Origin of the sequence: Butyrivibrio sp. NC2007 (genome assembly GCF_000421405.1) — a bacterium.
Classification (GTDB): domain Bacteria; phylum Bacillota; class Clostridia; order Lachnospirales; family Lachnospiraceae; genus Butyrivibrio.
Genome location: NZ_ATWY01000001.1, coordinates 369,665 through 396,107, shown reverse-complemented (window position 1 = coordinate 396,107; position 26,443 = coordinate 369,665). Strand labels below are relative to the sequence as shown.

Below are 26,443 nucleotides of genomic sequence, written 5' to 3'. Positions count from 1 at the left end.
TATTGGGTAAATCAATAATCGTTGCAGGCGGAGGAGCTGCCGGAATGTGTGCAGCTATCTACGCAGCAAGAAATGGTGCAAGTGTAACCATAATAGAAAAGAATTCTGTGCTGGGGAAAAAGCTCTCAATGACAGGAAACGGCAGATGTAATCTGACCAATCTTGACATGAGAGAAGAGTGCTTTAATCCATCAGCCAGAGCAAGAATGAAGGAGTGGCTGTCCACCTACGGTGTAGAGGATGTCATATCCTTCTTTAAGTCTATGGGAGTTGTTGTAAAGAGCGAAGAAGGCTATATTTACCCGGTTTCCGGACAGGCCATGAGCGTGGTTAATGCTCTCTTAAATGAGATAAACAGGCTTGGAATAACCGTTAACCTTGGCGAACAGGTAAAGGGTGTCAAGTGCCTTGAGGGTGGCAAAGTGCTTCTTAATACTAACAAGGCAGAGTACGAAGCAGACGCCGTTATCCTGTCCATGGGCGCGCTCTCGGGCGCAAAGAGTACCATGTCCACAGGGGATGGCTACTACATCTGCAAGAATATAGGAATGACTGTAAAAGACACTCATCCGGCACTGGTGGGCTTTAAGGTGGCGGAGGGTGAGATTATGCCTTCTGCAGGAGTAAGAGCTACTGCAGAGGTTTCTTTTATTTTGGGAGGCGAGGTGCTTGCAAGCGAATACGGTGAAGTGCAACTTAGCAGTGATGGGATCTCGGGAATACCCGTTATGCAGGCCTCAAGAGAAGTCATAAAATTTGTCGAAGAGAAAAAGCCCGTATATGCTGTTATTGATTTCTTCCCGGACTACGACGAGAGCGACTTTAATGCACTTAAGGCAGATATGCTGCGCCTTAAGGATGAGAGAACACTTGAAGAGTTTCTACAGGGCTTTGCCAACAGTGGGATCACGGACATGGTCCTTGGCAGGATGAAGCTCGGCAGAAAGATGAAGATGAAGAATATCTCTGTCAGCATGGCAGAGTGCATATTGGATACTTACAGAAATGTGAAGATTGCAATTGACTCCAGCTACGGCTACCAGGCATCACAGGTAACAACCGGTGGCATAAGCCTCGGCGACATCGGAAGCGATTTCTCCTGCAAAACCGCCTCTAACATCTACTGCGTCGGCGAACTCCTCGATGTCGACGGCCGCTGCGGCGGCTACAACCTCCAATTCGCCTGGACCAGTGGAAGCATTGCAGGTTGTGCTGCATCATTGTGATCTAATCATGACGGGACCTGTCCGGATTTGCGAGTTTAATCGGCAAAATGATCCAATTTTACTCGTTAAACCAAGCACTTCGGCGAGCCCAGGGCACCAATCTCTGCGTGCATAGGCACTTAAGATTGGTTGGTCTCGTCTACGTGGTTTAAACTCGCAAAATTAGATGCATTTTGCCGCTTAAACTCACAAATCCGGACAGGTCCCTGTGTATCGATAAAAGAAAGTACAAATATGATAAGAATCAATCAGATAAAAATTAAACATGATGAGAATATGGACTATGGCACGAAGGCTATGGTTAGTTTTCTTAAGAAAAAGGCTTGTAAAATACTTAAGATTCAAGAGAGCAATATTGAAACTCTGAGTATAGTTAAGCATTCTCTGGATGCGAGAAAGAAGCCGGAGATATACCACATCTATACTATAGACTTAAAGATTAGTGGTAAGGCTGAAGCTGCGGTAGTTAAGGCATGCAGGGATAAGAATGTTTCGATAGTTACTGAAAAGAACTATGACTTTTGGAGTCATGTGGGGAGTGAGCTTAAGGGCAAGGAGTTATCGGAAAAGCGGATTGTGATTATAGGCTGTGGGCCGGCGGGGTTATTTTGCGGATATGAGCTGGCCAGGCAGGGATTTAAGCCTGTGATACTTGAGCGTGGAGCGGATGTTGATAAGAGGAGCGAGATTGTAGATAAGTTCTGGGCCGGCAGCGAACTGGATGAGAAGACCAATGTTCAGTTTGGCGAGGGAGGGGCAGGAACCTTCTCTGACGGTAAGCTCAATACTATGGTCAAGGACAAAGAGTGCCGTGGTGCGGAGGCTCTTGATATATTTGTTAGTCACGGAGCTCCGGAGCGGATCAAGTATGAAGCTAAGCCTCATATTGGAACGGATATATTAAAGAGTGTTGTTAAGAATATCAGAGAAGATATAAAGAGCCTTGGAGGCGAGGTTTATTTCGAAACCAAGGTAACTGAGCTGGTTATAGATGACAAGGGTGTGTTAAAGGGCGTAAAGGCAGAAGGACCGGATAGTGCAGAACGGGAAATTCAGTGCGATGCAGCAGTTTTGGCAATTGGTCACAGCGCAAGGGACACTTTCTATATGCTTAAGGACAGGAAGGTTGAGATGCAACCCAAACCCTTTGCTGTAGGCTTCAGGGTTGAACATCCACAGAGTCTTATAAACCTTAGTCAGTACGGAGCTACTGAAGTCAAAGGACTCGGAGCAGCTCCCTATAAGCTTGTTACAACTACGGAGAGTGGAAGGGGCGTCTATTCCTTCTGTATGTGTCCGGGAGGATATGTTGTCAATGCATCCTCAGAGAAGGGGAGGCTTGCAGTAAACGGAATGAGCTACAGCGGAAGAGACGGTAAGAATGCGAATTCTGCAATTATCATTACTGTCGATCCCAGTGACTTTGGAGGGGATGATACTCTTTCAGGAGTAGAGTTCCAAAGAGGACTTGAAGAGAAAGCCTACAATCTGGCAGGTGGCAAGATTCCGGCCGAGTATTATATAGACTTTAAGAAGGCCTGTGGCAGTGCGGAAAAGGGGCCTGATAAAGACTATATTGATGCTGAGAGTTTTTCTCCCCAGACCAAGGGTGAATACGAATTTGCTAAGGTTCACAAGATACTTCCCGATGAGCTGAACAAAGCTTTCGTGGAGGGAATGGAGAACTTTGGCAGAATGATAAAGGGCTACAATGATAGCCATGCGCTGGTGCTTGGAGTTGAGAGCAGAACTTCATCACCGGTTCGCATAAACAGAGGAGATACCGGAGAGTCCACGAGCATAGCGGGCCTTTTCCCATGCGGAGAGGGAGCAGGATATGCCGGCGGCATAATGTCAGCAGCCATGGATGGCATCAGAAGTGCTGAGTGGGTTGCAGCTAAACTACTTAAATAAAGACAGGGACGATATGGATAAGAGAGAACTTAGAACCAAATACATAGCAAAAAGACAGACCATTCCTACAGAGATCAAGCAGGAAAAGAGCAGGCAGATACTCGAGAGGATAGTTGAACTTCCCGAGTACCAAAATGCCGAGAACATCCTGGCTTATGCATCAAGAAAAGGTGAGGTCATCACAGACGAGATAATCTTGGATGCGCTTTCAATGGGGAAAAATGTCTTTTGCCCAAAAGTTACTGACGTAGAAAAGTCAGAGATGGAATTTGTCAGGATAGATTCCCTAGAGGAGATGAGTGAGGGAGCTTTCGGCATCAGAGAGCCCGAGATCAATGATTCTTCTGATGTGGCAAAAGAGCTTGATCCTGAAAAGACACTTGTCATAGTGCCCGGTGCTGTGTTTGACAGAGAGCTAAACAGAATCGGTTATGGGGCGGGATTTTATGACAGATACTTAAAGAAGTACCCTTACTACAAAACCGTGGCGCTATGTTTTGCGTGCCAGATTGCAGATGAGGTTATCGATACGGACATCAATGACGTTAAGCCTATGATGCTGATAAATGAAAATGAAACTATAAGGTGAGGAATGAAATGAATGCTTTTGATTACGAAGTAGTAAAAGACCCTAAGGTATTTGCCATAAACAGGCTCCCAGCTCACTCTGACCATGTGGCCTATAGATCTGAAGAGGAGCTTTTGACGGGGGAGAGCAGTTTTAGAATGAGCCTTGATGGGGTGTGGCACTTTAATTATGCGAAGAATATAAAGGGTGCGCCTGAAGGCTTTTGGGCTGAGGATTTTGACACGACAGGTTGGGACAGGATCAGAGTTCCTGCCCACATCCAGATGGAAGGCTATGATAAGCCTCAGTATGTAAATGTACAGTATCCGTGGGATGGAAGAGAGAGACTGACTCCTCCTGAGATCCCACAGGAATTTAATCCGGTTGCGGATTACGTTAAGTTATTTACTCTGCCTGAAGGCTTTGCGCAGGATAGGGTATGCATTTCTTTCCAGGGCGTTGAGAGCGGATTTGCGCTATGGCTTAATGGTAAGTTTGTAGGATATTCTGAGAACACCTTTGATCCGGCTGAATTCGACCTGACAGATTACCTTGTAGAAGGACAGAACAGGCTCTGCGTAAGAGTATTTAAATGGTCGGCCGGAAGCTGGTGTGAGGATCAGGACTTCTTCAGATTCTCCGGAATCTACAGATCTGTATACCTTTATAGTGTTCCGAAGACTCATGTCTTGGACCTTTCTATCAAGCCTTATGTTGCTGATGACTTAAAGAGCGCAGATCTTGAATTTAAGGCACTTACTAAAGGGGCTGGAACCATTGAACTTTTGCTTGGCAGAAATGGCGAAAAAGTAATTGAAGAGACTTTGACTCTTTCAGATTCAGGTGAGAATACAGGCAAGTTTCATGTAGATAATCCCGTACTTTGGAGTGCAGAAGAGCCAAATCTCTACGAGCTTCTCATAACCGTTAAGGATGCTGAGGGCAAGGCGACTGAATTTATCAGGCAGCTCATTGGCTTCAGGCGTTTTGAGATGAAAGATGGATTGATGCTGCTTAATGGTAAGCGCATTGTCTTTAAGGGCGTCAACAGACATGAGTTCAGTAACAAAAATGGACGTGTTCCCAGCAGGGATGAGCTTATAACAGACCTTACAACCATGAAGAGGAACAATATCAACGCCATAAGGACCAGCCATTATCCGGATGATTCAGCTCTTTACGAGTTATGTGATATATATGGTCTCTACCTTATTGCTGAGAACAACATGGAGACCCACGGAACCTGGGAGCCTTTCGAGCGAGGCGCTCAGCCAAAAGAGTACGTGGTTCCAGGTAATCATGAAATCTGGAAAGACCTTCTTTTGGACAGGGTTAATTCCTGCTATCAGAGGGATAAGAATCATCCTTCAATCCTCATCTGGTCCTGTGGAAATGAGTCCCATGGCGGAAAAGTTATAAAAGAGATGTCAGTTCTTTTCAAAAAGCTCGATGATACAAGGCTTGTGCACTACGAGGGCGTCTTCCATGACAGAACCTACAACTATACCTCTGACATGGAGAGCCAGATGTATCCTCACGCTGCAGACATCAAGGCATTCCTTGATAAGAACAAGGACAAGCCGTTTATCTGCTGTGAGTATACTCATGCTATGGGTAATTCCTGCGGAGGAATGCACTATTACACAGATCTGACAGATACTGAGCCAAGGTACCAGGGCGGCTTTATCTGGGATTATATCGACCAGTCTATTACTAAGAAGGACAGATACGGAAAAGAGTTTGAGGCATACGGCGGAGACTTTTACGACAGGCCAACTGACGGTAACTTCTCCGGAAACGGAATTGCTTACGGCGACAGAACTCCTTCGCCTAAGATGCAGGAGGTTAAGTTCAATTACCAGAATATTTCCGTTGAGTTTGATAAGAGCGGTGAAGAGTTCAAGGTAATAAATAAGAACCTTTTTGTTAATACAAATACTTTTGATGCAGGCATTATTCTATCTGCCAATGGAAAAGAGATCTGTGCATGCAGTATGGATATAAGTGTTGAACCACTTTCTTCAAAGAGCTTTGCAGTTCCGGAGCAGATTTTGGATTCAATGGCTGCTTATAGAAAGGCAGAGTCACTTAAAGGAAGCGATGTTGAGTTTACTCTGACAGTGTCTTTTGCGCTTAAGGAAGATAAGGTATGGGCTAAGAAAGGACACGAGATTGCCTTCGGTCAGACCACTGTGGGAGAGTTCTTTAGTGCGTATAAGTGCGATAAGCCGCTTAAGGTGGTTCTGGGCAATAGCAACCTTGGAATATATGGTGATGAGTTCTCAGCTCTTTTCACATATCCGTCAGCTGCGCTGGTTTCCTATGTGTACTGCGGTAAGGAAATGATCGAGAAGGCTCCGGCTCCCAACTTCTGGAGAGCACCGGTTGACAATGACAACGGCTATACTATGACCAATGAATATGCTCAGTGGAAGATTGCAAGTCTTTACTCCACGCTTAAGGGCTATTCAATGGCGGACATGAAAATGCCTGATGTTGTCCCGGGTCCAAACTCGATCAGCATTAAGTACAAATACTTCCTGCCAACAACGCCAAGGTCAGAGTGTTTTGTTACCTATGAGGTATTCGGGGACGGAACCATAAGATGCGCGATGGATATGGATCTGGTAAAAGAGCTTGGAGATGCGCCGGAGTTTGGCATGATGTTCAAGTTAAATGCAGACTATGACCGGCTTACCTGGTACGGTCTTGGACCTGATGAGACCTACGCTGACAGAAAGAGAGGAGGTAAGCTTGGCATCTACAGGAACGAAGTTAAGGACAATTTCGCCAAGTACCTGGTTCCTCAGGAGTGTGGTAATAAGTGCGATGTGAGATACGCCAAGGTAACTGATAAGAGGGGAAGAGGAATGATGTTCTTCGGCAAGCCTTTCTACTTCAGTGCACTTCCATATTCGCCGCATGAGTTGGAGAATGCATCTCATCCGTTTGAACTTCCACAGGTACATTACACCTATGTAAGAGCAGCAATGGGACAGATGGGTATCGCAGGAGATGACAGCTGGGGATCAAGACCTCATCCGGAATACCTGCTGCCAAAGGAAGGAAAATATAGTTTCGAGTTCTTCTTTAGAGGAATCTGAAAATGACTTATGAGATCAGGGTTGTAAACCTAATATTGGTTGTGGTGGGTCTTGCTATAGCAATAGTGGGACTGTTACAGGTGCGCATAAACAGAAATATTGAAGGCAAAACCAGAGGCTTTTTGACCTGGCTGTTTTTGGTACTGAATCTATATATTTTAAGCCTTCTGGCAAGAGGCATTACCTATGGCTATCAAGGCGATGGCTGGGTAATGCTGAGTCGTATCATGTTCTTCTTGCAGGCTGTTTTGGCGGCAACCCTTACAGTGCTGATAACGGCTTTTACTCTGTACAAGAGTGGTATAAACGATTGGTGGAAACATTGGATACTCATGCTTTCCGTAGGGCTATGGGCAGTCTATACGCTAATTTTGATCTACAATCTCTTTGACGGAAGAGTTTACTTTGTCAATCATGATAACGCCTATGAAAGAGGGCCACTTTATCCGGTACTTCTTATTCCAACGGTACTGATAGCCAGTGTAAACCTTTTTGCAGTCTGGGATCTGAGAGACAAGCTTACGCCCAAGGAGAAACATGCTTTTATCATTTTTAACGTTGCTCCGATGTTTGCCATGTTCATTCAGTCCAGGGTGTTTGGTATTCACTTTATAGCACTTAGTTCAGTTATAGCTGCGATATTTATGCTAAGCTATATGATAAATGACCAAACAGAGCTCTATTATATGAAAGAAGCTGAAAATGCCAAGCTTAAACTCGACATTCTTCAGGCGCAGATTCAACCTCACTTTTTGTTCAATTCACTGACAACCATCAAGCAATTGTGTGTTAAAGACCCTGAGAAAGCATCAGAGGCTATCGAGACTTTCATAGTATATCTGCGTCACAACATGGACTCTCTGACTGCAGAAAAACCGATAGATTTTTCAAGGGAACTTGAGCATGTAAAGGGATACCTTGAACTTCAGAAACTTCGATTTGGAGAAGACCTCTGTGTTAAATATGACCTCGAGTTTACGAATTTCAAGATTCCAACACTTGCACTTCAGCCTATTGTTGAAAATGCTGTAACATACGGTATTAGAAAGAGTGAGAACGGACAGGGAACGGTTGTAATACGAACAAAAAAGACAGGAGATACTGTAGAGGTTATTGTAGAGGACGATGGCCCGGGCTTTGTACCGGAAGATGTCAAAGATACTAAAAACAGAGCACACATTGGAATTGTGAACGTCAGGGAGCGTGTTGAGAATATCGCCGGCGGAGAGCTTATAATCGATTCCGAGATTGGCAAAGGAACAAAAGCAATTATTAAATTACCAATAGGAGAGTAGGAATGCTGATTTTCGCTATAGACGACGAAGAATTAGTTCTGGAAGCTTGCGGGAAGGAAATCAAAAAAGCTGTTCCGGATGCGGAAGTTGTGGCTTTTAACAGAGCTAAAGCAGCACTTGATGCTATAAAAGAGGGGCAAAAGCCGGACGTTGTTTTTTCAGACATCGAGATGCCGGGAATAACAGGACTTGAGCTTGCTATTAAGACAAAAGAGCTTTCACCTTCAACCAAGATCATATTTGTAACAGGTTACAGTGAATATGCAATCGAAGCCTTCAAGATAAAGGCCCATGGATATCTTCTCAAGCCACTTACCGTACAGGACATTCAGAGAGAACTGGATTATATTCCGAAAGCCACTGTGGCAGATCAGGATAAGCTTGAAGTCAGATGCTTTGGACATTTCGATGTTTACTGGAAAGGCGAGCCTGTTATCTTCTCAAGAAAGCAGGCAAAAGAGCTTTTTGCGTACCTTATAAACAGAGAAGGCGCAGCCTGTAACACCGGCGAAATTGCTCTTGCCCTGTGGCAGGAAGGCGGAAGTGACAACAAAGCAGAGCAGAACAGGATCAGAGTAATAATAAATGATCTGAAAAACACTCTCAAAGAGATAGGAATGGAGCAGGTCCTTATCAGGGAGCACCGTGAGATTGCTATTAGAAAAGACCTTATAGACTGTGATTACTATCGCATGCTTGAGGGGGATATGGATGCCCTTAATGAGTATAAAGGCAAGTATATGTCAGACTATAGCTGGGCAGAGATGAGGAACGGTTCTATACAATTTGATCAGGAATAAGAAACGCGGCCGATGACGGCCGCGTTTTGTGGCTATTAGTGACTTAGAGCTATTGCATTTGGAATTCTGGCATTCCTTAAGAGAAAGAAGTGGGGTAAACCATATGTGATTGTAACATCAGTTGCATCTCTGATACTCCTGATCAATACCCTCGGCTTGTAGAGATACAGGCCGGGGGTATTTCTTGTTGACCGGAGGGGCTGGCGTGGAGTAGAATATATAGGAAAACGTTTTCCAAATAAATCGGGGAGGAATTTTGAAGTGAAAAATGTTGTATTTAGGCGGGTGTTAGCTCTTTTGACGGCAGTAGTAATGTCTTTTACCATGCTATTAGAGCTGGGCTTGTCGGTAACGGTAAGAGCAGACGAGGGAGTTACACTCAAACTTCATTATCACAGGGATGATGAGCAGTACGACGGCTGGGATGTATGGATGTGGCCGGACGGCGGAGAAGGCGAAGGAATTCCGTTTGAAGATGAAAACGGAGAGATGGTTGCAACATATAGCGTTCCTGCAGGCAAGACCAAGGTTGGCTATATCGTAAGAACGCAGGACTGGGACAAGGATGTTGATATGGACCAGTTTATTGATCTTTCCGAGGTTGTCTCTGGTACGGTTCACGCCTATGTGGAATCTGGAGTTGAAGGCTGCGAAAAAGAATACGGGGAGGATGTAATGACCGGAACTAAGCTTAAAAGCGCTGTTTATGACGGCGATAAGACAATAAAGATTGAACTTACGGGCGAGATTGATGAGTCTCTGATTGATACTTTCTATGTCAGCGGAAGGCTTGGAGATATAGAGGCGACAAAGGCTGAGCTTTCTGAGAAGGCTTCCGATACGCAGTATTTCTATGACCTGACTATCGAGGAGACGCTTGATCCTAACAGAAATTACAGGCTTGGCTTTGATGGACAGGAGTTTCCTGTAAACATGCCTATTGTATATTCTACGAAGGAGTTTGAAGATCAGTACACTTATGAGGGAGATGACCTTGGCGCAACAGTTTCGGCAGATAAGACCGTGTTCCGCGTTTGGGCACCGACTGCTGAGAGCGTATCAGTGAATTTATACGAGTCAGGGGATCCCTGGAAAAAAGACCTTGTTGAAACCGTCGAGATGACGGCTGGCGAGAAGGGTTCATGGGTGGCAGAAGTTTCTAAGAATCTCGCGGGAACTTATTACACATATACTGCGGTTCTTGACGGACTGAATGTGGAAGCCTGCGATCCTTATGCCAGAACTACAGGTGTCAATGGAAAAAGAGCTATGGTCATTGATCTTGATTCAACCGATCCGGAAGGCTGGGCAGATGATAAGAATCCACACGCATCAGAGAGTATGACTGATGCTGTGATCTACGAGCTTCATATTCGCGATTTTTCCGTGGATGAGAAGGGAAACATGGCAAATGCAGGCAAGTATATTGCATTTACTGAGACGGGAACAAAGACTGAAGGCGGAAATGCTACGGGTATTGATTATATCAAAAGCCTTGGAGTGACTCACATTCACCTTCTGCCTTTTTATGATTTTGGCTCTGTTGACGAGAACGATGAGAGCTCAGAGCGCTTTAACTGGGGATATGATCCTGTTAATTACAATGTTCTGGAAGGCTCGTATTCGACCGATGCCCACGATGGAAATGTCAGGGTAAAAGAGGCTAAGGAGATGGTGAAGGCTCTTCATGACAATGGGCTTTCTGTTGTTATGGACGTTGTTTACAATCATGTTTACAGTGGAAAAGACTTCTGCATAAACCGTCTTGTGCCGGGATATTTCTCAAGAATAAATGCAGACGGAACATATTCAAACGGCTCGGGCTGCGGAAATGACACTGCTTCAGAGAGAAGCATGGTTAGGAAATACATTGTTGATTCAGTATGCTACTGGGCTGATGAGTATCACATTGACGGATTTAGATTTGACCTTGTGGGACTTATCGATGTGGATACAATAAACGAAATAGTTGAGAAGGTTCATGAGACACATCCTGATGTTATATTCTATGGTGAAGGCTGGAGCATGAACACGGATGTGACCAAGGAGAATGTTGTAATGGCAACTCAGCAGTCTTCTGAAAAGACACCGGGCTTTGCTTATTTCAACGACAATATCCGTGATGGTCTTAAAGGAAGCGTGTTCAGTACATCAGAGGTAGGATGGGCATCAGGAGCAAGAAATGCTGAGAGGGCAATGACAGCATCTTTCCTTGCAAACGAGACCTGGTCCAAGAATCCGTCACAGATCATTCAGTATGCATCCTGCCATGACAACAATACTCTCTATGACAGGATTGCAGGATCAAGAACAGACTTAGATGAAGAGTCCTGGATAAAGATGAGCAACCTCGCAGCCAGCTTTTATCTGACCGCAGAGGGTGTACCTTTCATGCAGGCAGGTGAGGAGATTCTGAGAACCAAGGTTAAAGAGGATGGCTCTTTTGACTCAAACAGCTATAGCTCAGGGGATGAGGTGAACTGCATTAAGTGGGAGAACCTTGATGATCCGGGGTATCAAAAGAACCTGGAATTCTATAAGGGACTGATAGCATTTAGAAAAGAGCATGCGCTACTGAGGCTCTCTTCAGCGGAAGATGTGTCAGCTAGAGTTAAGGCTGTCGAGGGACTTGATAAGAATGTACTGGCATTTGTGATGGACAACTCAGATAAGGCTCTGGAGGGTGAGAGCGCAGAGCAGATATTCCTTGCGTTTAACCCAAATGAGACTGAGACTGTTGTGGCTCTTCCTGAAGGAAACTGGAATGTGTATGTTAAGGGTGCACAGGCCGGTACTGAGGTTATAGAGACTGTATCGGGAAGTGTCACGGTAGAGCCTATATCGTCTGTTGTGCTTGTTAAAGGCGACGCAGGTAAGGCCGGTGTCGATAAGATTGGCGCGAAGAATAAGGCAGTTGTTCCGATCATTGCAGCAATTGCCGGAGTAGCAGTCGTCGCCATCGCACTGTTCCTCAAGAATAAGAAGAAAAAATGATCCCTAGGGACGGAGTCAGGGGCTCATTTTTTGATTCAATGGGTGAGTCAATGGGGACGTTTCAAATTGACTCACGAGGAGCCAATGGGGACGGTTCTCATTGACTCCTTTTTACATGCTTGAAGACTGACATGGCTGAAAGTGCATCACAAATCCATCATTAGAGTAAAGTTGGTTGGAGCTTGTTTTTGAAATGCATCACAAAAATTTTCCTATGGGAAAATAGTTGGAAATTACAAAACTTATGTTTTGGAAAATTTCTAAATATTTGATGTCTAACGTTTTTCCTACATCACAGCACCTGGCCTACGGATGTCTTGTGATGCACTCATGTCATCAGAATTGAAAATCCAATTTGCGAATTCCAACTATTTTTAATATAGAGAAGAGTTGTGGGGTGGTCGAAATCACGTTTCCAATCAACGTACAAAATATGGCACTATGTGATGTCATTTTGAGTCAAACTGAAACGTCCCCGCTGACTCATTTCTGATGGCATGGACTTTTTGGGAGGTTTATGGGATAATTTAGAAGAATTTTTTCAAAAAGAGAAGTATCGGGGAGGGGAACCTATGACGCTTACATCTATTTGTCAGAAGGCCTTTGAGGCCAAGTATGAAGTCCAGAATCTTTCCACTGAAATTAAGAATAAGGCTCTTAGAGCGGTTGCTGAGCAAATTGTTGCCGACGCGGACAGCATAATTGCAGCCAATGAGATTGACCTTGCGCATGCAAAAGAAAACGGAATGCATCCGGGTATGATCGACAGACTTACATTAAATGATAAAAGAATTGAAGCTATTGCAGAGGGACTTAGGCAGGTAGCTGATCTTCCTGATCCTATCGGGGAAGTTATGGAGGAGTTTACCCGTCCTAACGGAATGAAGATTAAGAAAGTAAGAGTTCCCATGGGAGTAGTGGGAATAATCTATGAGTCAAGACCAAACGTAACTCCTGATGCCTTTGCGCTGACCTTTAAGTCAGGAAATGCAGTGATCTTAAAGGGCGGAAGCGACTGCATCAACAGCAATATTGCAATCACCAAGGCCATCAAGAAGGCACTGGAAGATAGTGGAGTAACACCGGAGGCTATCCAGCTTATCGAAGATACCAACAGGGCTGTGACTAAAGAGTTCATGACCATGAAGCAGTATGTGGATGTGCTTATCCCAAGAGGAAGCGCAGGCCTTATCAGAGCAGTCACAGAGAATTCCAACATCCCTGTAATCGAGACGGGTACAGGAAACTGCCACATCTACGTGGATATGGATGCTGACCTTGAGAAGGCAATCCCAATCATTATAAATGCCAAGACCCAGAGAATCGGAGTCTGCAATGCAGCAGAATCACTGGTTGTTCATGAGGATATAAAGGACAAGTTCCTTCCTCTGTTCTCCAAGGCAATGAAAGAGCACAACGTAGAGGTAAGAGCAGATGCTGATAGCAAGCCCCTCATCGAAGGCTCAATAGATGCCACAGAAGAGGACTTTGGAAAAGAGTATCTTGACTACATAATCTCAGTTAAGACAGTAAAGAACGTGGACGAAGCAATTGCCCACATCAACAGATACAACACAGGCCATTCAGAGTGTATTGTAACAGAGAACAAGGAGACAGCTCAGAGGTTCCTTGACAGAGTTGATGCTGCCTGTGTATACGTCAATGTCTCAACAAGATTTACAGATGGATTTGAGTTCGGACTTGGTGCAGAGATCGGCATCAGCACTCAGAAGCTCCACGCTAGAGGACCTATGGGGCTTAAGGAACTTACTTCCTACAAATATGAGATAACCGGAGAGGGGCAGATCAGAGGATAACCATGAATCAGAATGAACTTTTGGATGCTAAAAAGCACATAATAAGAATATCCAGAGATCTTCACGAAATCGGACTCCTCGTAAGGACCTGGGGAAATATCAGCAGCAGAGTGGATGATGACCACATGCTCATCACACCCAGTGGAATCAAGTACGAGGACCTTACTCCGGAGATGATTGTACAGGTCAATATAAATGATTTTTCTTACGAGGGAGATTACAAGCCTTCGAGCGAGCTTAAGGTTCACGCTGCAGCTTACAGGATCCGCAAGGACTGCGGCTTTATTGTTCACACACACCAGGTATTTGCTACCTGCGCAGGAACACTTGGAATCAAGAAAGTGTTCTCATATTTTGATGATGAGGATGTGACAATTCCCGTAGCGCCTTATGCGATGCCGGGCACAGACAAGCTTGCAGAGAACGTATCAAGAACACTTAAGAAGTATTCGGATGCAAACGGAATCATCATGGCTAACCACGGAACACTCTGCCTTGGTTCAAACTCCAACGAGGCTGTCTTTCAGGCAGAAATGATGGAGTCCGCCTGCAACGATTTCCTTATTGATGTCTGCAAGATGGATATGACTCACGGTGTGGAGTACGGTTATAACTCCCGCAGAGAGGGCGATACAATAGTCTATGATCAGCCCGATACACCTGAGAGAGTAAAACGTATCCACGAGCAGATCTACGGAAAGCGCCCTGACGTTAAATTCATAAAGCACAACAAGTCAGAGGCAGCGCTCATGGTTTCAAGACGCGCCAATCATATGAAGCCTCTTCTGGATGACTTCGCTCAGCTCATCGGCGTTGGAGTTAAGATCCCAAGCAATGAGGGCGAGATCTACCACAATATCAAGAAAAATGTCAACGTAGTATTTGCCCCCAATGACGGTGCATACTGCATGGGTTCAACCGAGGATGACGCAGAGGCAGTAGCAATGGTCCTTGATAAGGGCTGCATCGCATACATTGCCGTAATGCGCAATGGAGAGGGACATTACCTGTCACTCTTTGAGTGCATCAAGATGAACAGACATTATCGCAAGTCTTACTCAAAGCTTGCAGATATCGAGAAATAAGGAGAAGCAGGTATGATAAAAAGACCTGAATATATAAAGCCCGGAGATACTATAGGTGTTACTGCGCCTTCCTTTGGGCCGTCAATCGAGCCCTACAGTCTCATGTATCCTCTGTCAAAAGAGAACATCGAAAGCCGCGGCTACAAAGTCATCGCCGGAGAGACTGTCTTTAAGAATGACGGACTTGGCATCAGCACAGATCCCAAGATTACGGGAAAAGAGCTTATGGACTTCTACAAGAGAGAAGACATAAATGCCATTATTTCCGCAGGCGGCGGAGAGCTCATGTGCGAGACCATCAGCAATATGGACTTTGATGAGCTTAAGGTCTATAAGCCAAAGTGGTTCATCGGCTATTCCGATAACACTAACTTTATTTTCCCACTTGTAACAATAACCGGAGTCCAGGGAATCTATGGACCTTGCATAAATGGCTACGCCAAGAAATGGGAAGAAACAGAATATGATTCCTTCGCACTCCTTGAGGGAACCAAGAGCTCTTTTGACGGATATAAGCGTTTTGTAAATCCTGAGCTGGAAGGCCCGGGACCGGATGTATATACTGATGAGTATCTGCGTGCACCATATGCATTTAACGACGACAGAGAGCTTATCATCTACAAAAATAAAAATGGTGAACTGAAGCGTTCAGAAGAACAGGTTGAAATGAAAGGTATACTCCTCGGTGGATGCCTTGATATTCTCGTAAACTTATGCGGAACAAAGTTTGACCACATGAAGGATTTTGTAAAAGAGAACGATAATATCATCTGGGTTCTTGAAGCCTGCGATCTAACACCTATGTCTATCAGAAGAAGTCTTTGGAATCTAAGAGAAGCCGGATGGTTTGACTCTGCATCCGGATTTGTATTTGGCAGACCGGAAACATCCTGGAAGCAGAACATGATGGGCGTTGATCAGTACAACGCAGTAACGGACATACTTGGGTCTCTTGGAAAAGACATTATAATGGATGCGGAGATCGGTCACATCGATCCCATGCTTCCCGTTGTTATGGGTGCAAGAGCAAAAATAAGCGTAAATTCTGATAATATCCATATCGAATATTCTGATATGTAATGCCGTATTCATGTTGTTTAGAAATATTTTATGTGCAATATCGATAATATGTAATTATAATAAAGGTGATTATTGCAGAAATCTATGTAAAAACATGAACGGAGGTAGTTTTTATGAATAAAATCATGAAGTGTTTGACAGGAGTGTTACTTGGGACGCTGCTAATCGCAATGCTTCCGGTAAACAAGGCTTATGCTTATAGCGAGCAGCTGTGGATGGACTTTGGTGAGACAACAATGTCAATTCCTGCAGGATCTTCACATACCATGTGGTTTTTTAGTGAATTTGATTATACCTATTTTGTTGAAGGCGCAACAAGTGATGCGACTTATTGCGAATGCTCATTTAGATCAGGGACTGAGTATGTAACCTTCCATATTGGAGAAGATGAACAGGGTAAAAATGTCTTTTTCCACTTCTATGGCAATGATGAGAGACTTGCATCAACCGATGCACATGACTGTGTAGAGGTATATGTCCAAGATATAAAACCTGTAAATACAACGCTGCCTGTTACATTAGCAAAAGGTAAAACAGGAAGCCTTGTACAGAACGGCAAGATTTCCATGCTCTATAACGAGAAAGGTGTTGCTATGGCATCATTCTCACTCACTAAAGGCAAGGGCGTTATGGCAAGTTTTGCCCAGAACGGCGTTGTAAGTAACGGAGCTTCTTACTTTAGTGTAACAACCGGCGATAAGAACGCTACACCTGTAATTTCCGAGTCAGATAAGGCTGTTATGCTTGCAAACGGATATGCAGGAGTTTGTATCGACGGAAAATATGTAAACTGGCCTTGAGAAAACACGATAAAACAGGGTCGCTCTTTGCGGAGCGACCTTTTTTATTTGCAAATGTTGTGATAGAATGTGATAAATAGAGCTTTTCAAATATGCTTTTTAGGAGGCACCACGGTGGCAGCAAAAGATAAGTATGTAGCCTATGTGTCGAGCTATACATCAGGCCTTGGCACTAAATACGGAATCAGAATTTATGATGTAGATCTTGAAAAGGGAAGATTGTATGAGAAGCAGAAGGTTGAGATCACCAACTCTTCTTATATCGGAATATCACACTCCGGCAATACACTTTATTCAATAACAGATGACGGAGTTGAGGCATACCATATACTTGATGACGGAAGTCTTGAGTTCATCAATGAAGCTTCCATCAACGGAATGCGTGGATGTTATCTCAATGAGGATCAGAAAGACAACTTCCTTGTTACAGCAGGCTATCATGACGGTAAGGTAACAATCCTGAGACTTAATAAGGACGGAAGTATCGGTGAGATCACCGATGAGAGATATCACAAAGGCCTTGGAACAGCAGCAGGACGTAACCACGTTCCTCATGTTCAGTGCATCAAGGTTTCCAAGGACAACAAGTATGTACTTGCAGCTGACCTTGGAATGGACAGAGTAAATATCTATTCACTTAACTATGAGACCGGCAAGATCAAAGAGGTTGACGTCATCCACTGCGATCAGGAGTCATCGCCAAGACATATGCAGTTCTCCAAGGACGGTAAGTTCCTTTACGTGTGCCTTGAGCAGAAGTGTGCAATAGATGTATATGAGTATCATGAAGAGAACGGAATGCCTGAATTCAACAAGATTCAGGAGGTATCAAACTCAGATGAGTCAGATTCCATCGGTGTAGCCTGCAGTGCACTTTCATTCTCAGAAGATTATAACTACCTTGTAAGCTCCACAGCAGGAGAGAACAATGCTATCGTATTCAAGGTAGATAAGGAGACCGGACTTCTCACCAAGAAGATACAGCTTCCTGTTGCGGGAGAGTATCCTAAGGATGCAGCTCTTTTCCCTGACAACAAGCATCTGATATCACTTAACCATGAGTCGGATTCACTTACATTCTTTACAGTTGATATGGACAAGGGAACTATGGTCATGAACGGACCTGAGCTTCCTGTATCAAGACCTAACTGTATTGTGTTCCACAAGCTTAATAAGAAATAAAAACATGAGGGTAGTCGATTTAGTTAAGACTACCCTCATTTTTATCTGTATCTTATTTGTTTTTGTAAAAGCTGATGATCGGATCAACTGTCGATGTTATGTTGGAGATCATAAGATCAAGGATTGTCAGAGCGCACATGCTCTCAACTACTACGACAGCCCTTGGAACAACCACGGGATCGTGGCGACCCTTGATGTTTATGGTGATATTCTCGCCGCTGTTGTTGATTGTCTCCTGAGTGGATGCGATGCTGGGAGTCGGCTTAAAGTAAGCTCTTATCACAATCTCGCTGCCGTCAGACATTCCGCCGAGGATTCCGCCGCTGTGATTGGTCTTTTTAGTGATATGGGAACCGTTGTTTTCAAAAGCATCGTTGTTCTCAGAGCCCTTTATCTTGGAAGCGTTTATACCATCACCGATTTCAACGGCCTTAACAGCGCCGATGCTCATGATGGCCTGAGACAGGAGAGCGTCAAGCTTGTCAAATACCGGTTCTCCTACACCTGCCGGAACACCTGTGATCCTGCACTCAACAACTCCGCCGAGGGAATCCTTCTCCTCACGGGCCTTCTCAATAAGAGCCATGGCTTTTTTATCAGCATCAGCATCGGGCATGGCTGTGGGAGTGATAAGCCTTGTGTTTTCATCAAACTTATCATAGTCGATCGCTACATCGCCGATGGATTTGGTATAAGCGCAGACCTTAACCCCCATTATATTAAGGAGTTTACTGCAGATGGAACCGGCTGCGACTCTTCCGATGGTCTCTCTTCCGGAAGAACGTCCGCCTCCGCGGTAGTCCCTGAAGCCATACTTTTGATCATAGCCGTAATCAGCATGCCCCGGGCGGTAGTAGGAAGCAATCTCGCTGTAATCCGCTGAGCGCTGAGAAGTGTTTTTTACCAAAAGAGATATCGGTGTTCCTGTGGTCTTGCCTTCGAATATACCGGATAAGATCTCCACAAGGTCATCTTCCTTGCGGGAAGTGGTTGCGGTGGAAGTTCCGGGCTTGCGCCTGTCAAGGAACTTCTGGATGTCCTCCTCATTGATATCAAGGCCTGCAGGGAAACCGTCAATAACGCACCCCAGGGCCTTTCCATGGGACTCGCCCCAGGTTGAAACTCTGATGTTCTTGCCTGTAATTGATCCTGACATAAAGCTCTCCTTAGTAGTAATTTTATTTCGTTAAAATGAGTATAAAGGAATTTTTAGGCCAAAATTAGTGAATTTTGTGTTAATTAGTTATATAATTGTATGGTAGTTTTCTGTAATTTGCAATAAATATCCGGAATAGTGGGGTTTCCGAGATGAATGCCAGTAACTTACAAATGAAGCTTACCTATAGAAATAAGGTAATCTCCAGGGTTGAGAAATTTAATAGAAAGCATAAGGCTTTTTCCTTTTTGGGACTTGCCTATGCCATGATTGCCATAACGCTTTACAACTTTTTGTTCTATTTCTACAGAAATGCCAAGAGGTTTACATGTCTTGCGTGTATCATTCTTTTCTTTGTTTCAAGCAGTAGCTTTTCTTATCCGGCTATGTCTTTAAACATCAGCTTTGCTGCCAATACTGAGATAGATGAGAATATAGAACAGGCTCCGGAAGTTCTTTCACAGGAGGAAGTTGCAGAGTCAGATGCTGAGCTTGTAACAGCACAGGATGTGGATCTGGAAGTACTTCAGGAGGCCAGCGAAGTGGTTAACCCTGATGCGGCTGAGATTGATAACATGGTTTCTGTATCTGAGATCCTCGATGCAGATATTCCCGTTGAAACAGATGCAGAGGAGTCAAGAACTCTTTTGTCCCAGGGTGCGGAAAAAGTTACATTTAGCAGCGATGACTGGAAGCTCATTCTTGTTAACAAGCAGCATCCGATCCCTGACAACTATGAGTTCAACCTTGGAACTATCAGTGGAAGCATGCAGTGCGATGAGAGAGTAATCTCACCTCTTTTTGATATGCTCAAGGCTGCAAGGGCTGATGGCGTCAATCTTATCGTATGCTCACCCTACAGAGACTTAGGCAGACAGACAATGCTCTTTGGCAACAAGGTCGACAGATATATGGGCGGCGGAATGAGCTACATGGATGCTTATAACCTTGCATCCCAGGCAGTAACCGTTCCCGGATCATCTGAGCACCAGATTGGTCTTGCTATTGATATCATCACTGACGGCTATTCATCACTGGATGAGGGTTTCGGAGAGACGGCTGCCGGCAAGTGGCTTGCGGATAACAGTGCAAAATACGGATTTATCTTAAGATACCCTTCAGGAAAAGAGGAGATCACAAGTATAGAATATGAGCCATGGCACTTCAGATACGTAGGTGTCGATGCAGCCGGTGTGATCACAGATAACGGCCTATGCCTTGAAGAGTTCTGGAATTTATATGTTGAATAAGTAAGAGGAATTTATGTACAAGATTTTAAAGAAAGAAGGAAGTGCCAAGAGAGCTGAGTTTACTACTGTTCACGGTGTGATCCAGACTCCCGTATTTATGAATGTTGCCACAGTTGCAGCAATAAAGGGCGGCGTTTCCACAGAGGACCTTGAGGGAATCGGAACTCAGGTAGTCCTCTCCAATACTTACCATTTGCATTTAAGACCGGGGGACGACCTCGTCTATCGAATGGGTGGATTGCACAAGTTTATGAGCTGCAACAAGCCTATTCTGACAGATTCGGGCGGATTTCAGGTCTTTTCTCTTGCAAAGACAAGAAGAATAAAGGAAGAAGGCGTCTATTTCCACTCGCACATTGACGGCCACAAGCTGTTCATGGGCCCTGAGGAGAGCATGAGGATACAGTCACACCTTGGCTCAACCATTGCCATGGCCTTTGATGAGTGTCCATCTGCCAAGGCAGAGCATGAATATGTGCAGATGTCGGTGGACAGGACCACGAGATGGCTTAAGAGATGTAAGGCTGAGATGGACAGACTCAACAGCCTTCCATACACAGTCAATCCACATCAGATGCTCTTTGGAATCAATCAGGGAGCAATCTTTGATGATATCAGGATAGAGCATGCCAAGGTCATTAGAGATCTTGATCTGGACGGTTATGCTGTAGGTGGTCTTGCTGTAGGTGAGAGTCACGAGGAGATGTACCATGTGCTTGAAACTGTGGTTCCTTTCCTCCCTGATGATAAGCCTACTTACCTGATGGGCGTTGGAACACCGGCTAACATTTTAGAGGCGGTAGAGAGAGGCGTAGATTTCTTTGACTGCGTATATCCAAGCAGAAATGGCCGTCACGGACACCTTTATACAAACAGAGGTCACATCAATATCATGAATGCAAGGTATGAGATGGATGATTCTCCGATTGAGGAAGGCTGCCAGTGTCCGGCTTGCAGAAGATATTCAAAGGCTTACATCAGACACCTTCTTAAGGCTGGTGAGATGCTTGGCATGAGACTCTGCGTACTGCATAATCTCTATTTCTATAATCACATGATGGAAGAGATAAGAGATGCCCTGGATGCAGGCAAGTTCGCAGAATACAAGAGAGCCAAACTTGAAGGAATGCAGGAGTTTGACGGCAATTCGGTAAAAGATGCTTACAATATTGCTAAAAACTGGAGAAAGGGTTAAAAAGCTTGAACTTGGCTACTCTTTTTAGTATTATTGATTGGTGTATATTATTTTTTTAAGGTATGGAGGAAGTTATGGGTTTACTTTTAACAAGTGAAGCAACAGCTAATACACAGAGTATCATTTCAATGGTTCTGGTTTATGCCGCAGTAATCGCAGTTTTCTATTTCCTGTTCATGCGTCCGCAGAACAAGGAAAAGAAGCAGAGAGCACAGATCCTTTCATCTCTGGCTATTGGGGACAGCGTTAGAACAACAGGCGGATTCATCGGAACAGTCATCGACATCAATGATGACATGGTAATCGTTGAGTTCGGTAACAACAAGAACTGTCGTATCCCTATGGTTAAGGAAGCAATTGTTGAGGTTGAAAAGCCGGAAGACGCGGTTGTTTCAGCTAATGATACTTCTGATTCGAAAAAGAAGTAATATTTTTCATGTCTTTTAAAGCCTGGTTGGGACTGTCCCAATCGGGCTTAATTTCTAATTGGAGGAGGAGAGTATGAAGCTTAACATCACATGCATTCCGGGTGACGGAATCGGTCCTGAGATCGTTGCTCAGGCAAAAAAGGTACTTGATAAGGTGGCAGAAGTTTATGGCCACGAGATGGAGTATAAAGATGTTTTGATGGGGGGATGTTCTATTGACGCTTACGGCGTTCCTCTTACCCAGGAGACCATCGATGCTGCAAAGAGTGCAGATGCGGTTCTTATGGGATCTATCGGAGGTAATACCTCAACATCACCATGGTATAAACTTGAACCCTCAAAGAGACCTGAGGCAGGGCTTCTTAGTATCAGAAAGGCGCTTAATCTCTTTGCCAATCTTCGTCCTGCGTACCTCTATCCTCAGCTCTCAGAAGCTTGCCCTCTCAAGGAGGAAGCAGCTGCAAAGGGCTTTGATATGCTTATCATGAGAGAGCTTACCGGCGGTCTTTACTTCGGTGAGAGATTCACCAAGGAAGTTGACGGAGAGATGGTAGCTACAGATACCCTTGTTTACAAGGAGAGTGAGATAAGACGTATCGCCATAAAGGCTTTCGAAGTTGCCCGCAAGAGAAGAAAGAGTGTTATCAGCGTAGATAAGGCCAATGTTCTTGATTCCTCAAGACTTTGGAGAAAGGTCGTAGAGGAGGTTGCAAAGGACTATCCTGATGTAACCTTAGAGCACATGCTGGTTGATAACTGTGCAATGCAGCTGGTAAGAGACCCTTCTCAGTTCGACGTTGTTCTTACAGAGAACATGTTCGGCGATATCCTCTCAGATGAAGCCAGCATGATCACAGGCTCCATCGGAATGCTTCCAAGTGCTTCCCTTAACGACACAAGCTTTGGACTCTATGAGCCAAGCCACGGAAGTGCACCCGATATCGCGGGAAAAGACATTGCAAACCCCATCGCAACTATTCTTTCAGCTGCGATGATGCTCAGATATTCATTTAATCTTGATAAAGAAGCAGATTCTATTGAAAACGCAGTAAGAAAAGTACTTGAGGATGGCTACAGAACCGTTGATCTTATGCAGACATCAAAAGGTGAAGGCTTTACTCAGGTCGGCTGCAAAGCGATGGGAGACGCCATAGTTGAACGAATCGTTAACCTATAAAACCGAAAAAAGAATATATAATCTGCTGCCACATGAGCCCGAGGCCATGGCGACGACTCTTTTCATAATAGCAATGTCGTCATATTATCTGTGGCGAATGTTCGCAATAACGCCTCAGTACGACGAGCTTTATACCTACTATACGTTTATAAGCAGAGGAGTCATCTACTCGGCGATCCACTGGCCACTTCCCAATAACCACGTTGGGTACTCTGTTTTGTCGGCATTTTTATACTATCTTGGGAATCCGTTTATTGCACTTCGCGGAGTGTCTTTTATCTGTGCAATATCTAACCTGATATTGGTCTACAGGATTTGTAAAAGATATTATTCCCATGGCCTGGCATTCGGAGCACTTCTGTTGTACTCAGCCATGCAGGTGGTTGTTGAGTACAGCGTTCAGGGAAGAGGATATACCCTGGCAACAACATGCTTTTTGCTTTCAGTCTATATAGCAGGATTTATCTGCAGCCTCGAGGACACCAAGCCAAGTTACTACGTATGCATTGCTTTTGCCTTTGTCATGGGACTCTACACGGTGCCCAGCAGTGTTTACTGGGTTATTCCGGTGAGTGTTGCAATCTCGGTATATCTTTTGGTAAATGCCTACAAGAGCAGACAGCTTCATGACAGCCTTAAGGATAATGTCTACTACAGAAAGTTTATGAAGTTCTTTGTATACGGCCTGATAGCAGCATTTATCACCATTGCTTTATATGCACTGATATGGCTTGCAATTGGCTCAAACCTTCTGGTTAAGACAGAAGGCTCAGAGTATTTCGGACTTAGCCACGCAACAGTCCTTGTAAGAGCACCTGTAAGTTCACTCCTTAAGGGTATGGAATATATGCTGGAGCAGCCTTATATCCAGAGCCTTTCAGCAGAGGATTTCAGGGCAGAGTGTGTAGGCTGGGTACTTCGCTTATATAACTACATGATACCCGGATTTATGTACATCATTCCTGTTATTGTATTGGCCAGTATCATAGTTGCGGGATATGAGTGCATCAGACACTTTGCATACAGCAGAACCATCATAAACCTCATGATAATATCCAATATTATCGTGACCATGCTGATGCTGATCCTTCAGAAGAAGCTCCCTTATCTAAGGGTCTTTAGCTACGGAGGATTTATCCTGACCATATGCTTTTGTGCATGCTTTGAGCGCCTTATCAACGTGTTCATCAGAATATACAACAACATGCTCAGGAAAAAGGCCGGCGCAGCGACAGAGAACATTGCCCACAAGGAGAGTGAGACTACTCTTAAGGGCGAGAATTGGTACAACGGTAAGGGCATATATCTGCCTCTTATTTTCTGCATAGTTCTGTTTGTATTCAGAGTAACGAGCTATGATTACAGCTGCCAGCTTGGAACAAGAGAAAATGACGTCTTCAACACGCTCTACATTGCAGATGTCACAAGGCGTCATAATATAGCGGTTTTGGACTGCGACCAGCAGTATCTTCTTAAGTTCGGCTGGGACATAGATTGTCAAAAGACTGATGTAGATGGCGCAGATTGTGTTATTATAGATAAAAAACTTTTAGAGCCCGGTTACAGCGGACCTGATTTCTGGAAATTCTATCAGACCTATGAGACTATCGACTGGGACTACATAGATACAATGCGTAATATTTACGAGAATGAGAACTTTATTCTATATATCAAGTAGGAGGAGAAAGGATTATGGCAATGAATAGCGACAGAGTTATGAAAGGACTTCAGCAGGCACCACACAGAAGTCTGTTCAATGCACTTGGTTTTACAGAGGAGGAGAGAAACAAACCCCTTATCGGTATTGTGAGCTCCTACAATGAGATTGTTCCCGGACATATGAATCTGGATAAGATCACAGAGGCTGTTAAGCTTGCTGTTGCAGAGGCTGGCGGAATGCCTGTAGTAGTTCCTGCTATAGCAGTTTGTGACGGTATCGCCATGGGACACATCGGAATGAAGTACTCACTGGTTACAAGAGACCTTATCGCAGATAGCACAGAGTGTCTTGCCAAGGCTCATGCCTTTGATGGAATGGTATGTATCCCTAACTGTGACAAGAACGTTCCCGGACTGTTAATGGCTGCTGCAAGAGTAAATATCCCTACAGTATTTGTATCCGGCGGACCTATGATGGCCGGAAGGTTCCAGGGTCACAAGACTTCACTTTCATCAATGTTTGAGGCTGTTGGATCAGTTTCAGCCGGCAAGATGAGTAATGAAGAGCTCTGTGAGCTCGAAGAGAAGGCTTGTCCTACATGTGGATCATGCTCAGGTATGTACACAGCCAACTCCATGAACTGCCTGACAGAGGCAATCGGAATGGGACTTCCCGGAAACGGAACCATCCCTGCTGTATATTCAGCTCGTATCAGACTTGCCAAGAAGGCAGGATACGCAGTAATGAATCTTGTTGAGAAGAATATCCGTCCAAGAGATATCATGACAAAAGAGGCTTTCATGAACGCCATGGCAATGGATATGGCACTTGGATGCTCAACCAATACAATGCTTCATCTTCCTGCAATCGCTCATGAAGCAGGAGTTGACATCAACATGGAGATCGCAAACGAAGTATCTGCTAAGACTCCAAACCTCTGCCATCTGGCACCTGCAGGCCCTACCTATATGGAGGACCTCAACGAAGCCGGCGGAGTACTTGCCGTTATGTCAGAGCTTGTTAAGAAGAACCTGATAAATACTGACCTTATCACAGCAACTGGTAAGACAATTAAAGAGAACCTTGAGGGCGTATACAACAAGAACCCTGAGGTTATAAGACCTATCGAGAATCCTTACATGCAGTCAGGCGGAATCGCTGTCCTTAAGGGTAACATCGCTCCCGATACAGGTATCGTTAAGAAGAGCGCTGTTGTTCCTGAGATGATGGTTCATGAAGGACCTGCAAGAGTATTTGACTGTGAGGAGGATGCTATCGAGGCAATCCTTGGCGGCAAGATCGTTGCCGGAGACGTTGTTGTTATCAGATACGAAGGACCTAAGGGTGGCCCGGGAATGAGAGAGATGCTCAATCCTACATCAGCTATCGCAGGCCGTGGCCTTGGCTCATCCGTTGCTCTTATAACAGACGGAAGATTCTCAGGCGCAAGCCGTGGTGCTTCCATTGGACACGTTTCACCTGAGGCAGCTGTTGGCGGACCTATCGCACTCATCGAAGAGGGCGACATCATTTCCATCGACATCCCTAACAACGCTCTTAATGTAAAGGTATCAGATGAAGAGCTTGCAAAGAGAAGAGAGAAATGGCAGCCAAGAGAGCCTAAGGTTACAACAGGATATCTTGCAAGATACAGAGAGCTTGTAACCAGCGGAAACAGAGGAGCTGTACTTGAAATTCCAAGAGCCTGAATA

19 protein-coding genes are annotated in these 26,443 nt (G+C 44.7%); 18 read left to right on the top strand and 1 reads right to left on the bottom strand.

Annotation, left to right across the window (positions count from 1 at the left end):
* Window positions 1–2 precede the first annotated feature (2 nt).
* From G632_RS0101680 to G632_RS0101625, 12 genes are all read left to right on the top strand, one after another.
* A complete protein-coding gene (locus G632_RS0101680; RefSeq protein WP_022767298.1) occupies window positions 3–1,226 on the top strand; it encodes an aminoacetone oxidase family FAD-binding enzyme in 1,224 nt (407 codons plus the stop codon).
* Window positions 1,227–1,460: 234 nt separating this feature from the next.
* Window positions 1,461–3,140, top strand: coding sequence for an NAD(P)/FAD-dependent oxidoreductase (locus G632_RS0101675; protein ID WP_022767297.1), 1,680 nt, complete (start codon window positions 1,461–1,463; stop codon window positions 3,138–3,140).
* A 13-nt stretch (window positions 3,141–3,153) separates the two neighbouring features.
* Window positions 3,154–3,729 (top strand): 5-formyltetrahydrofolate cyclo-ligase, encoded by a 576-nt coding sequence (locus tag G632_RS0101670; protein ID WP_026512319.1) that lies wholly within the window; start codon window positions 3,154–3,156, stop codon window positions 3,727–3,729.
* An 8-nt stretch (window positions 3,730–3,737) separates the two neighbouring features.
* Entirely contained in the window at window positions 3,738–6,812 is a 3,075-nt protein-coding gene (locus G632_RS0101665; RefSeq protein WP_022767295.1) for a glycoside hydrolase family 2 TIM barrel-domain containing protein, read from the top strand.
* A gap of 2 nt (window positions 6,813–6,814) precedes the next feature.
* Window positions 6,815–8,107, top strand: coding sequence for a sensor histidine kinase (locus G632_RS20850; RefSeq protein WP_026512318.1), 1,293 nt, complete (start codon window positions 6,815–6,817; stop codon window positions 8,105–8,107).
* 2 nt (window positions 8,108–8,109) lie between these two features.
* Window positions 8,110–8,907 (top strand): response regulator, encoded by a 798-nt coding sequence (locus tag G632_RS0101655; RefSeq protein ID WP_022767294.1) that lies wholly within the window; start codon window positions 8,110–8,112, stop codon window positions 8,905–8,907.
* A gap of 261 nt (window positions 8,908–9,168) precedes the next feature.
* Window positions 9,169–11,901: a type I pullulanase gene (gene pulA / locus G632_RS0101650; protein ID WP_022767293.1), complete on the top strand. Its 2,733-nt coding sequence runs from the start codon at window positions 9,169–9,171 to the stop codon at window positions 11,899–11,901.
* 572 nt (window positions 11,902–12,473) lie between these two features.
* A complete protein-coding gene (locus G632_RS0101645; RefSeq protein WP_022767292.1) occupies window positions 12,474–13,718 on the top strand; it encodes a glutamate-5-semialdehyde dehydrogenase in 1,245 nt (414 codons plus the stop codon).
* A gap of 2 nt (window positions 13,719–13,720) precedes the next feature.
* Complete coding sequence (locus G632_RS20845; protein ID WP_022767291.1) at window positions 13,721–14,803, top strand: class II aldolase/adducin family protein; 1,083 nt, start codon at window positions 13,721–13,723, stop codon at window positions 14,801–14,803.
* Between the two features lie 12 nt (window positions 14,804–14,815).
* Complete coding sequence (locus G632_RS0101635) at window positions 14,816–15,883, top strand: S66 family peptidase (RefSeq protein WP_022767290.1); 1,068 nt, start codon at window positions 14,816–14,818, stop codon at window positions 15,881–15,883.
* Window positions 15,884–15,996: 113 nt separating this feature from the next.
* A complete protein-coding gene (locus G632_RS0101630; RefSeq protein ID WP_022767289.1) occupies window positions 15,997–16,683 on the top strand; it encodes a hypothetical protein in 687 nt (228 codons plus the stop codon).
* A gap of 114 nt (window positions 16,684–16,797) precedes the next feature.
* Window positions 16,798–17,865 carry a lactonase family protein gene (locus G632_RS0101625; protein WP_022767288.1) on the top strand — a complete coding sequence of 356 codons (1,068 nt, stop codon included), beginning with the start codon at window positions 16,798–16,800 and terminating at the stop codon, window positions 17,863–17,865.
* Window positions 17,866–17,917: 52 nt separating this feature from the next.
* Here the strand turns inward: G632_RS0101625 and aroC are convergent, their stop codons facing one another.
* Window positions 17,918–19,021: a chorismate synthase gene (gene aroC / locus G632_RS0101620; protein WP_022767287.1), complete on the bottom strand. Its 1,104-nt coding sequence runs from the start codon at window positions 19,019–19,021 to the stop codon at window positions 17,918–17,920.
* A 152-nt stretch (window positions 19,022–19,173) separates the two neighbouring features.
* Here aroC and G632_RS20840 point away from each other — a divergent pair, with 152 nt between their 5' ends.
* From G632_RS20840 to ilvD, 6 genes are all read left to right on the top strand, one after another.
* Window positions 19,174–20,271 (top strand): M15 family metallopeptidase, encoded by a 1,098-nt coding sequence (locus tag G632_RS20840; RefSeq protein ID WP_022767286.1) that lies wholly within the window; start codon window positions 19,174–19,176, stop codon window positions 20,269–20,271.
* Between the two features lie 13 nt (window positions 20,272–20,284).
* The gene (gene tgt / locus G632_RS0101610) at window positions 20,285–21,466 is read left to right on the top strand and encodes a tRNA guanosine(34) transglycosylase Tgt (RefSeq protein ID WP_022767285.1); all 1,182 of its coding nucleotides are present in this window, start codon (window positions 20,285–20,287) and stop codon (window positions 21,464–21,466) included.
* Between the two features lie 74 nt (window positions 21,467–21,540).
* Window positions 21,541–21,894: a preprotein translocase subunit YajC gene (gene yajC / locus G632_RS0101605; protein ID WP_022767284.1), complete on the top strand. Its 354-nt coding sequence runs from the start codon at window positions 21,541–21,543 to the stop codon at window positions 21,892–21,894.
* A gap of 73 nt (window positions 21,895–21,967) precedes the next feature.
* Complete coding sequence (leuB, locus tag G632_RS0101600) at window positions 21,968–23,071, top strand: 3-isopropylmalate dehydrogenase (protein ID WP_022767283.1); 1,104 nt, start codon at window positions 21,968–21,970, stop codon at window positions 23,069–23,071.
* Window positions 23,049–24,749, top strand: a complete 1,701-nt coding sequence (locus G632_RS0101595; RefSeq protein ID WP_081647035.1) for a glycosyltransferase family 39 protein — start codon at window positions 23,049–23,051, stop codon at window positions 24,747–24,749. Before leuB ends, G632_RS0101595 begins: the two co-directional genes overlap by 23 nt.
* 20 nt (window positions 24,750–24,769) lie before the next feature.
* Window positions 24,770–26,440, top strand: a complete 1,671-nt coding sequence (ilvD, locus tag G632_RS0101590) for a dihydroxy-acid dehydratase (protein WP_026512316.1) — start codon at window positions 24,770–24,772, stop codon at window positions 26,438–26,440.
* The last annotated feature ends 3 nt before the right edge of the window (window positions 26,441–26,443 follow it).

Coding starts and splice junctions, on each gene's coding strand:
- leuB (WP_022767283.1), top strand. CDS start 21,968: ATGAAGCTTAACATCACATGCATTCCGGGTGACGGAATCGGTCCTGAG.
- G632_RS0101630 (WP_022767289.1), top strand. CDS start 15,997: ATGAATAAAATCATGAAGTGTTTGACAGGAGTGTTACTTGGGACGCTG.
- G632_RS20845 (WP_022767291.1), top strand. CDS start 13,721: ATGAATCAGAATGAACTTTTGGATGCTAAAAAGCACATAATAAGAATA.
- ilvD (WP_026512316.1), top strand. CDS start 24,770: ATGAATAGCGACAGAGTTATGAAAGGACTTCAGCAGGCACCACACAGA.
- G632_RS0101670 (WP_026512319.1), top strand. CDS start 3,154: ATGGATAAGAGAGAACTTAGAACCAAATACATAGCAAAAAGACAGACC.
- aroC (WP_022767287.1), bottom strand. CDS start 19,021: ATGTCAGGATCAATTACAGGCAAGAACATCAGAGTTTCAACCTGGGGC.
- yajC (WP_022767284.1), top strand. CDS start 21,541: ATGGGTTTACTTTTAACAAGTGAAGCAACAGCTAATACACAGAGTATC.
- G632_RS0101675 (WP_022767297.1), top strand. CDS start 1,461: ATGATAAGAATCAATCAGATAAAAATTAAACATGATGAGAATATGGAC.
- G632_RS0101655 (WP_022767294.1), top strand. CDS start 8,110: ATGCTGATTTTCGCTATAGACGACGAAGAATTAGTTCTGGAAGCTTGC.
- G632_RS0101665 (WP_022767295.1), top strand. CDS start 3,738: ATGAATGCTTTTGATTACGAAGTAGTAAAAGACCCTAAGGTATTTGCC.
- G632_RS20840 (WP_022767286.1), top strand. CDS start 19,174: ATGAATGCCAGTAACTTACAAATGAAGCTTACCTATAGAAATAAGGTA.
- G632_RS0101645 (WP_022767292.1), top strand. CDS start 12,474: ATGACGCTTACATCTATTTGTCAGAAGGCCTTTGAGGCCAAGTATGAA.
- G632_RS20850 (WP_026512318.1), top strand. CDS start 6,815: ATGACTTATGAGATCAGGGTTGTAAACCTAATATTGGTTGTGGTGGGT.
- G632_RS0101635 (WP_022767290.1), top strand. CDS start 14,816: ATGATAAAAAGACCTGAATATATAAAGCCCGGAGATACTATAGGTGTT.
- tgt (WP_022767285.1), top strand. CDS start 20,285: ATGTACAAGATTTTAAAGAAAGAAGGAAGTGCCAAGAGAGCTGAGTTT.